8 protein-coding genes are annotated in these 8,998 nt (G+C 39.3%); all 8 read left to right on the top strand.

What is annotated here, in order from left to right:
- Positions 1 to 512: 512 nt before the first annotated feature.
- The 8 genes from IEY48_RS19925 to trxC all read left to right on the top strand — a co-directional run bounded on the left by IEY48_RS19925 (position 513) and on the right by trxC (position 8,708).
- Positions 513 to 2,141 carry a methyl-accepting chemotaxis protein gene (locus tag IEY48_RS19925; RefSeq protein WP_188923296.1) on the top strand — a complete coding sequence of 543 codons (1,629 nt, stop codon included), beginning with the start codon at positions 513 to 515 and terminating at the stop codon, positions 2,139 to 2,141.
- Positions 2,142 to 2,300: 159 nt separating this feature from the next.
- Positions 2,301 to 2,636 carry a HopJ type III effector protein gene (locus IEY48_RS19920; RefSeq protein WP_229786603.1) on the top strand — a complete coding sequence of 112 codons (336 nt, stop codon included), beginning with the start codon at positions 2,301 to 2,303 and terminating at the stop codon, positions 2,634 to 2,636.
- 340 nt (positions 2,637 to 2,976) lie between these two features.
- Positions 2,977 to 4,263 (top strand): acetyl-CoA hydrolase/transferase family protein, encoded by a 1,287-nt coding sequence (locus tag IEY48_RS19915; protein ID WP_188923294.1) that lies wholly within the window; start codon positions 2,977 to 2,979, stop codon positions 4,261 to 4,263.
- A 502-nt stretch (positions 4,264 to 4,765) separates the two neighbouring features.
- A complete protein-coding gene (locus tag IEY48_RS19910; protein WP_188923293.1) occupies positions 4,766 to 5,416 on the top strand; it encodes a YitT family protein in 651 nt (216 codons plus the stop codon).
- A gap of 200 nt (positions 5,417 to 5,616) precedes the next feature.
- A complete protein-coding gene (locus IEY48_RS19905) occupies positions 5,617 to 6,153 on the top strand; it encodes a type II secretion system protein (RefSeq protein ID WP_188923292.1) in 537 nt (178 codons plus the stop codon).
- A gap of 195 nt (positions 6,154 to 6,348) precedes the next feature.
- Positions 6,349 to 7,326 carry a transposase gene (locus IEY48_RS19900; RefSeq protein WP_188923291.1) on the top strand — a complete coding sequence of 326 codons (978 nt, stop codon included), beginning with the start codon at positions 6,349 to 6,351 and terminating at the stop codon, positions 7,324 to 7,326.
- Positions 7,327 to 7,702: 376 nt separating this feature from the next.
- On the top strand, positions 7,703 to 8,071 hold the full coding sequence (locus IEY48_RS19895) for a PH domain-containing protein (RefSeq protein ID WP_188923290.1): 369 nt from the start codon (positions 7,703 to 7,705) through the stop codon (positions 8,069 to 8,071).
- Positions 8,072 to 8,285: 214 nt separating this feature from the next.
- Entirely contained in the window at positions 8,286 to 8,708 is a 423-nt protein-coding gene (trxC, locus tag IEY48_RS19890) for a thioredoxin TrxC (protein ID WP_160053195.1), read from the top strand.
- The last annotated feature ends 290 nt before the right edge of the window (positions 8,709 to 8,998 follow it).

Below are 8,998 nucleotides of genomic sequence, written 5' to 3'. Positions count from 1 at the left end.
ACCTTCAAAGGGAAGCATACCAGCTAAACAAAAACGAGCCTGGATGAAAACAACATACTTAGAAGCAGTATTAAATGCCGGATTCAGTGATGTGGCTAATTAATAAACACTCATGCGGTTGCCCTGATATTAGTAGTTGTTAATTATTAAAGCTTTTATATAGCTGATGTTACAGAACGCTTGATTTCAGCATATATTAAAAAATCACAAAGGAATATGTCTCATTTACTCTAAAAGTGTTATTTTTATCAAAATTAATACTCATAAAGTAGAATGTAACCATGGTGTAAACTAGAATAAAAAGTGTGCATCCTATAGTATAAAGTCATATCACTCTTAATTTTAAAGATATTATTGCTTTAGTGTTTTTTAGGTGAATACACACTTAATTATTTGTGCGTTTATTTAAACCCAAAACACTTTGATGTTCATTAATGTTGTTTTACATCTAAGTTCCCCCCAAGGATTGACTGAACTTTGTTATCAATTGGCTTTTATTGGGCGCTCTATTTATGATGAACTTACAAATCAAACAAAAAATGCTTTTTAGCTCGTTAATTCCATTAGTTATCCTTATCATAATTTGTGGTATTGCGGTCAATATGATGGGTAAAATTGAAAGTGGAGTCGCGAGAATTTATACCGATCGCGTTGTTCCATTAGAAGATTTAAAAATAATTGGCGATGAATATGCTGTTTCTGTCATTGATGCAATTAACAAGGCAAATGCTGGTAATTTTACAGCTCAAGAAGCAAGCCAAACATTAATCAGTGCCAAAAGTAATATTGATAGTCGCTGGGAAAAATATTTAGCTACAGAGTTAACGCCTGAGGAAAGCCAGCTTAGCAGTGAAGCTAATACAATGTTCGCGCCCGCCAATCAGCAGATTGATATATTAATCAATAAGCTAAATAATATGTCAGGGTTAATATCTGGTCAGTTGTCTGATGATATTATGCCTTTATATAATGTTATTGATCCTATTAGTGGTAAAATTTCTGAGTTAGTCGCATTGCAAATTAGAGTGGCGGGTGATGAATGGCTATTAACCCAAGATATTTATAATTCATCGATTAAGCTCTTTATATTCTTTACCTTTTGTGCCGTTGTTATCAGCATCTTATTAACGATATGGATATTGCGAAGTGTAATGAGGCCAGTAACAGATATATTAATGAAGCTTCAACTCATTAAGCAGAATTCAGATTTAACCCAAGTGTTTACACCTTATAATGATGATGAGTTAGGCATGATCTCGACTAGCCTGACTGAAGTCATTACACACCTTAGAAACATCATTGAATCTATTACTGATGCAGCCAATACAATCAATAGCTCGTCAGGTGAGTTGCAACGTTTCACTGAAGAAACGAATCATAGAATGTTGCAGCAGCAAGAGGAATCAGAACAAACCGCTACGGCAATGAATGAGATGACTGCAACAGTCACTGAGGTTGTTCAAAGCACTAATTTTGCAGCAGAACAAACCAAGAAAGCCAATGAATATGCAGAGAGCGGTAATAATATCGTCAATCACTCGATAGACAGTATGTCACAGTTATCAAATCAAATAAGTAAAACGGCTGAAGTCATCTCTCATGTCGCGAAAGAGAGTCAAAATATTGGTCAGGTGTTAAGCGTGATTAAAAGCATTGCTGAGCAAACTAATCTGTTAGCTTTAAATGCTGCAATTGAGGCTGCCAGAGCCGGTGAGCAAGGTCGAGGCTTTGCGGTTGTTGCTGATGAGGTACGTACTTTAGCTCAACGGACCCAAGAATCAACACTGCAAATTGATACCATGATTGGCGAACTTCAAGACAGTGTGGTGCAGGCTGTCTCTTCAATGGATGAAGGCTTAGTTTTAGTAAACAATGCGAATGATAAAACTAGCAGTGCAGGTACGGTGTTAAATGATATTGTTACCTCGGTTGATAGCATCAACGAACTCAATACTCAAATCGCTACAGCGGCAGAAGAACAGTCTTATGTAGCTGAAAGTATAAATAAAAATATCATCACAATTAATGATATTACCCAAGCTTCATCTGCAGCAACTGAAAAGCTCACTCATTCTGTTGATGATTTACAATCACTTGCTAAAGCGATGCAGCAACAAGTCGCTACATTTAAAATAGCTTAATTTAGATTACTCACCGAGGCTGAAGCTATGCTTAGCCCTTGAGCTATATGTCATTTTAACGGTTACGTTTGTGCTAACTTTACGGACTTAAATTGATGTATAGTTTGGAGATGTATGTATTAAATTATCAAGGCTATAAATTTTATGGACTCAAGCAATATGACGCTTTTTTTAGAATCATTAAATCAGCGTGCAAATGAGGTGCGTTTTGAAGAGACGATGGCATTGATTGATGCGCATTATGATTTTACCCCAACAGCATTTAAAAATGGCGAGCAGTTAAATGACGCTGGGCAAAACTCTGGCTCTTGTAAAGTGTTCGCATTTGGGCAGATACAACAACTGAGCGAGCAGCAAACATTGCAATTGTTTGGTCAGCATTATCGTGATGTGGTTGCCACGCCACAAGGTGATGATCATCAAAATATTCGTCAATTTATGCGACACGGTTGGGCTGGGATTTTGTTTTCTCAATTGGCATTAACATCAAAATAGGTTGCTAGTTTGAGTGAGCTGCGTTTGAGACCACTTGGTTTAGGCTCACTCAATTGTAGGTTGTCCGTTTCTGTCGCAAATTGCAGTGTGTTATATTTCATGGCTGCGGTGGTTAACTCGTTATTGTTGTTTTCCCTCACTTGTTTGGCTCATGGCTTACTGCATAGCGTTGTTGCGGTGAATCATCATTTGCCGCTTTGTGGCAGACCTCTCAAATAATTCATTTGATTGATATCATTCTCAACTGTTGTGATTAGCTTTGCGACTTTGCGCTAAAAACTATTAAATTTTGATGTTCCTCCTTACACTACAAGTAGCTTAATCACCTTGAGTTATATCGATGACACCCATTATTTGCCAAAGTGCGTTAGAAGCAGTTTCGTTAATTGAAAACAATGAAACTTTATGGACTCATTCTATGGGGGCCACGCCAAAGGTTTTACTCGATGCGCTTGCACAGCATGCCTTAAAAAAGCAGGGGTTAACCTTGTTACAGTTGCATACTGAACGTGCTGAATCTCTGAGCGCCGCACATTTAAAACCGCATATTCGTCATCGCTGCTATTTTGGTGGCGCACCAACGCGTGAGCTTTTACAGCAAGGTGATGCTGATTATGTACCGATTTTCTTGTCTGAAGTGCCTAAGTTATTTCGCTCAGGCGAGCAAAAAATTGATACGGCTATTATTCAAGTCTCCCCGCCTGATAAACACGGTATTTGCTCATTAGGGATTTCGGTCGAGGCCACACTCGCAGCTTGCCAGGTGGCGGGTAAAATTATTGCCCACATCAACCCTATGATGCCCCGCACTCATGGTGATGGGTTTATTCACTACAACAAATTAGCTGCGGTTTTTGAGCAGAGTATGCCATTGCCACAACATTTAATTGATTCGAGTGATGAAACCAGCCAAGCAATTGGTCAACATGTTGCCACCTTGGTGCGCGATGGTGATTGTTTACAAATGGGAATTGGCGCCATTCCTGATGCCGTGTTGTCGTGCTTAACACAGCATAAAAACTTAGGGGTTCACACTGAGCTGTTTTCAGACGGTGTGCTGAATCTCGTTGAGTTAGGGGTGATAAATAACAGCCTTAAAAAAGTGCATCCAGGTAAAACCGTGACTGGTTTTGCACTCGGTAGCCAACGGCTTTATGATTTTGTCGATGATAATCCATCAGTGATTTTCATGGACATTGAGCAAGTGAATGACACTGCCATTATTCGTAAAAACCCCAATGTCATGTCGATCAACTCTGCGCTACAAGTTGATATATCGGGTCAGGTTTGTGCCGACTCCTTAGGGACAAAAATATACTCAGGCGTGGGCGGGCAGATGGACTTTATTCGAGGAGCAGGGCTGTCGGAAGGTGGTCGTTCTGTTATTGCTCTTCCTAGTACTGCTGCTAACGGCACCGTCTCGCGGATTGCGACAGTGCTCTCTCCGGGAGCTGGCGTTGTGACCACTCGTGCCCATGTCCATTATATTGTTACCGAGTATGGTTGTGCATATTTACGCGCTAAATCGTTAAGAGAACGTGCCCGCGCGCTCATTGATATTGCTCATCCTAAGTTTAGAGAACAACTGTGCCAAGAAGCATTTGAAATGTGGCAACTTAGGGTTTAACTCTCGCTAGCAGCTATTGTTAGGCTTGGTTTTTAAGTTGGATTATCTTGTTGTTTGTAAAGTTTTTAGTGGCGTATAGTTCTGCGTTTTTATTGATGCAACTCATCAAGTTTATTGTTAGCTTTGTTTGAATTATGTCATTTACAAGGCTGCTATTTTGAGTCGTTGTTGATCTATCACGACAAATAATTTTACATTCATTGCGTATATCGCAATTCACACCCTAACTATGTGTTGATGCATAGTTTTGTACTGCTTATCACTTGATAAATAACATCTGTGTATCATTTTATTTACTACTGCACATCACATGTAAAGTTTTGTGTACGATGTTGGCTTATTATTCATCATTTGTCTTGTTTTATTCACTGTTAAATCTACAGTGTTTCTGTAAACTGCGCGCCTTTAAGATGTTGTGCCTATGCTCAGCACTAATCTAAGTACTAACCTAAGCTTTGCGTTAATGCTATTAACGCTTTGGTTAAAGAAGGATAAAAATACCATGCAATTTCCAACACACCGTTTTTACGAAGACATTATGGCTTTGTTTTGCGCAGGTGTCATGGTGTCTTTAGGCGTAACGCTTTATAGCAGTAATCAGCTGATTACTGGCGGCACGGCGGGTTTGGCACTTATTGGAATGCACTTAACATCGCTAAGTTTTGGGGTGTTATTTTTTATCGTTAACGTGCCTTTTTATTATATTGCATGGACCAAGCTATCAAAGCGTTTCACCATCAATACCTTCATTTCTGTATCGATTATTTCGGTAATGACAGATTACATGCCGCTCTTTATTCATATTGATAATGTCCATCCTGTATTTGCTGCAACGGTAGGTGGAATGTTGATTGGAGTAGGGATGCTGATTATGTTTAGGCATAAATCAAGCTTAGGTGGTTTGGGTATTTTGGCGCTGTATCTGCAAAATAAGTATTCAATTCGCGCCGGTAATTTTGGCTTATTAATAGACACTATTATTTTAAGTTCATCGTTGCTGATGTTCCCAATTGAAGTGGTTCTACTATCAGTGATGGGCGCCGCTATGCTCAATGTGTTGATTGCTATTAATCATAAACCTGGCCGTTATCAAGCGTATGTCGAACCTAAAAAGCCAAAAAACACCGTGATTTTTAACCCCGAAAAGGCGTAAATTAAACAACATATTCACAGTTATGTTTAACCATTCTGTTACTTTGGTGCAATTACAGTCATTAGTTTATGTCACATTATGTGATTTTTATTCATAATTTCATGTGATTATGTGTAAAAATCGAATTAGAATAATTAATCTAATGATTTTATGGCTCGTTAATCGTTAATCGTTAATGGGTATAGAGGGTTTATCGCAATATGAATAAATTGACAGCTCCACGCCAAACAGGTTTTACGCTGATTGAGTTGGTCGTAGTGATTATTATTTTAGGTATTTTGGCTGTTGTAGCAGCGCCTAAGTTTATCAATTTAAAGACTGATGCCCACATAGCAGCAATTAATGGAGCGGTTGGCTCGATTAAAACCGCAGTGACATTATTTAAAACTAAAACCTTAACTTCTGGCAGTGCGATGACTGACACCGTTGAGTTTTCGGGTGTTAAAGGCAGTAATTATCAACCTTGGGCCGCTGCCGCGAATACCAGTGGTAGTGGTTTTAATGATGGTTACACCACGTCATCTGAAATTTTTGAGGCCGCAGGCCTGGACATGGATGAATGGTCGTATCGAATTTATGTATCAAGCGGCAGTTATGCCGTAGTAGCCGCCCCCAAGTCGGCACTGGATGTTGCAGAACCCACCTCAACTGAAGTTATCGCAACCAGTTGTTATTTTCAATACCACTGGAAGAGTGCAGGCGAACCTGAGATTACAACCGTCACCACAGGGTGTTAACCTTTCCTTTTTTATAACCTACGGCCATGAAGGCCGTAGCGTTTGTCACACTAAAACAAGAGGAGACCATATTAATTTCCTCTTAAACATACTTCCTTCAAGCATGGCTCAAACATGGCCACCCAAGATTTTTGGCGAATATTTCATCGTTAGTCTAGTCTTTATTCATCCCTATTTACTTGCAGGTAATGAATAATGGCTAGACCCAGACAGACTATCGTTAGCTTAGAAGATACACCCTATTATCACTGTTGTTCACGTGTAGTGCGTAAAGCATTTCTTTGCGGTATCGATAATACGACAGGCGAAAATTTTGAACATCGACGCGAGTGGGTCGATTCACGTATTCTTGAGTTGGCAACCATTTTTGCTATTGATATTTGTGCTTATGCTGTAATGAGTAACCATTTGCATGTGGTGTTAAAGGTCGACTCAGACAAAGCAAGACTGTGGTCAGATAAAGAGGTGCTCATTCAGTGGCATAAAGGCTTTAAGGGGACGCTACTCACTCAAAAGTATCTCAAAGATGAAGACCTTAACCAATTTGAACGTCAAACAGTTGATGAATGCATTACAGAATATCGTAAACGCTTAATTGATATCAGTTGGTTTATGCGCTCCCTTAGTGAACCAATCGCTAGAATGGCTAACAAAGAAGATAAATGTACAGGTCGATTTTGGGAGGGAAGATTTAAGTCTCAAGCGCTTCTAGATGAAGCCGCAGTATTAGCTTGCATGGCTTATGTCGATTTAAATCCTATCCGAGCATATGTGGCGGATACTCCAGAAAATTCAGATTACACCAGCATTCAACGCCGAATAAATTCAGCAATAAAGGGTGAGCAACCAGCAGAATTAGTACCTTTTGTTGGCCATGAACATTTAAATATGCCGAATGGCTTAATGTTCAGCGTCAAAGACTATATCGAGCTGGTCGAAGACACTGGAAGAATTATACGAGAAGATAAGCATGGCGTGATAAGTTCAAGTAGCCAAGGTATTCTAAACAGAATCAATATTCCTGCTGAAAATTGGCTTAAAATCACCACTGAATTTGGTTCTTTATTCAAAGGTGCCGTAGGTGCATTACCTGCGTTAACTGAATATTGTGAGCATTTAGACCGAAAACGACGACAAGGTGCATCAAACTGCCAGCGCTGGCTGTGTGCTTAAGCTCTAATATTATTCCTGAGAACATCTCATCTGATACTTGATTCATATCAAGCCCTTCTGCTATGTAGTGTTTAACCAAATATCTGATTTTGCACATATTAAGTAAGCTGCGGTAAATGATTTGGCTGATTTTACTTGTTGAGAAAAGAACGATCAATGTTGGTAACTCAAATCGAAAGGCGTTATGTTGTTAGATCTAACTTTGGGTGGCATGATTGAAAGGAGTATTCGGTTATTACTCACGATTTAATAATGGGTGGCATGATTGGAGAGATATGTAGAAAATATTGTCTAAGTTTTTGTATAAGAAGATGTGTTAGTGTCAGAAATATCTGCAGTTAAACGCAGCGGGCTTTAGAAATCAAAAGGATGTTTTATGATCGATTTTAATAATAAAGGTTTTTTTAAGCTTAAGCAAAACCCTGATTTTGCAGAAAAAGTGAATGATTTACTGCTAGATGATGAACGAATAGTCGATTCATATAAAACGATGCGAGACGGTGTGGTTTTTACCAATAAACGGATTATTGCGGTTAATGTTCAGGGGATTACGGGCAGCAAAAAAGACTTTACCTCTTTGCCTTATAAAAATATTGTCGCATATTCGATCGAAACGTCAGGCACGTTTGATCTTGATTCTGAATTAGAAATCTATTTCTCGGCCATCGGCAAAGTGAAATTTGAGTTCACGGGTAAGTCTTCAATGTTGGAAATATCAAAAATAATTTCGAGCTATTTATTGTAAGCATCTTAGGTGACAGGATGAAGGTTATCTAAGCGGCTCATGAGGCGATTGTGCAAATGATGCTGAATCAGGAGGCTCGTGGTTGTAAGTCATCATATGTTAACGAAAAATCTAACAAAAAATGCTAATGAGAAATATCAATGAATCATCGTTCTTCGCCTCAACTTAGTTTATGATTTAATCGTCTCAATAATGAAGTTGATGAGGTCATATCATGATAATCGCTTGCCCACATTGCGATACCCTAAATCGCGTCCCAGATGAACGTCTTGAGCAGCAACCAACCTGTGGTCATTGTAAAAAGCCTGTGTTTATTGGTGAACCGATAGAGTTAACCGCGGCTAATTTTGCCCACCATGCTAATAAATCTGAATTGCCATTAGTCGTCGACTTTTGGGCCAGTTGGTGCGGTCCGTGTAAAAGCTTTGCGCCTGTGTTTACCCAAGCCGCTAAAAAATGGGAACCCAAATTCCGTTTTGGCAAACTCAACACCGAAGAGCAACAAGCCCTAGCCGCGCAATTTAATATTCGTTCTATTCCAACCTTGATGGTATTTAAACAAGGCAAAGTTATTGCTCAGCAATCTGGCGCTATGCCTGCTTCATCGTTTAACCAATGGTTAGAGTCGCTGAAATAAGCACTACCGTTTGTAAAGCTGCACAGAGCTAATTGTAAAAAACGCGATAATATATCGCGTTTTTTATGAGTAATCTGAATACCACGGAGTATGAATTTACATAGCCTATGAGCCTCACAAGCATTGCTGGCATTAGCCATACTGTTGGGTATTTGCCGTGAGTTAAGCGGCGTTTTTCAAGACAGTTGTCGCCTAAATTGTTAAGCAACTTCTTTATGTTGCTCTGGATTTAACGCCACAGCGCCTATTGGTTGCCAGTTTCGCTCTTCTTTTGACCATCGCTCTGGATG

This window comes from Shewanella saliphila, assembly GCF_014648295.1.
GTDB lineage: Bacteria > Pseudomonadota > Gammaproteobacteria > Enterobacterales > Shewanellaceae > Shewanella > Shewanella saliphila.
This window is presented reverse-complemented; position numbering and strand designations above follow the sequence as displayed.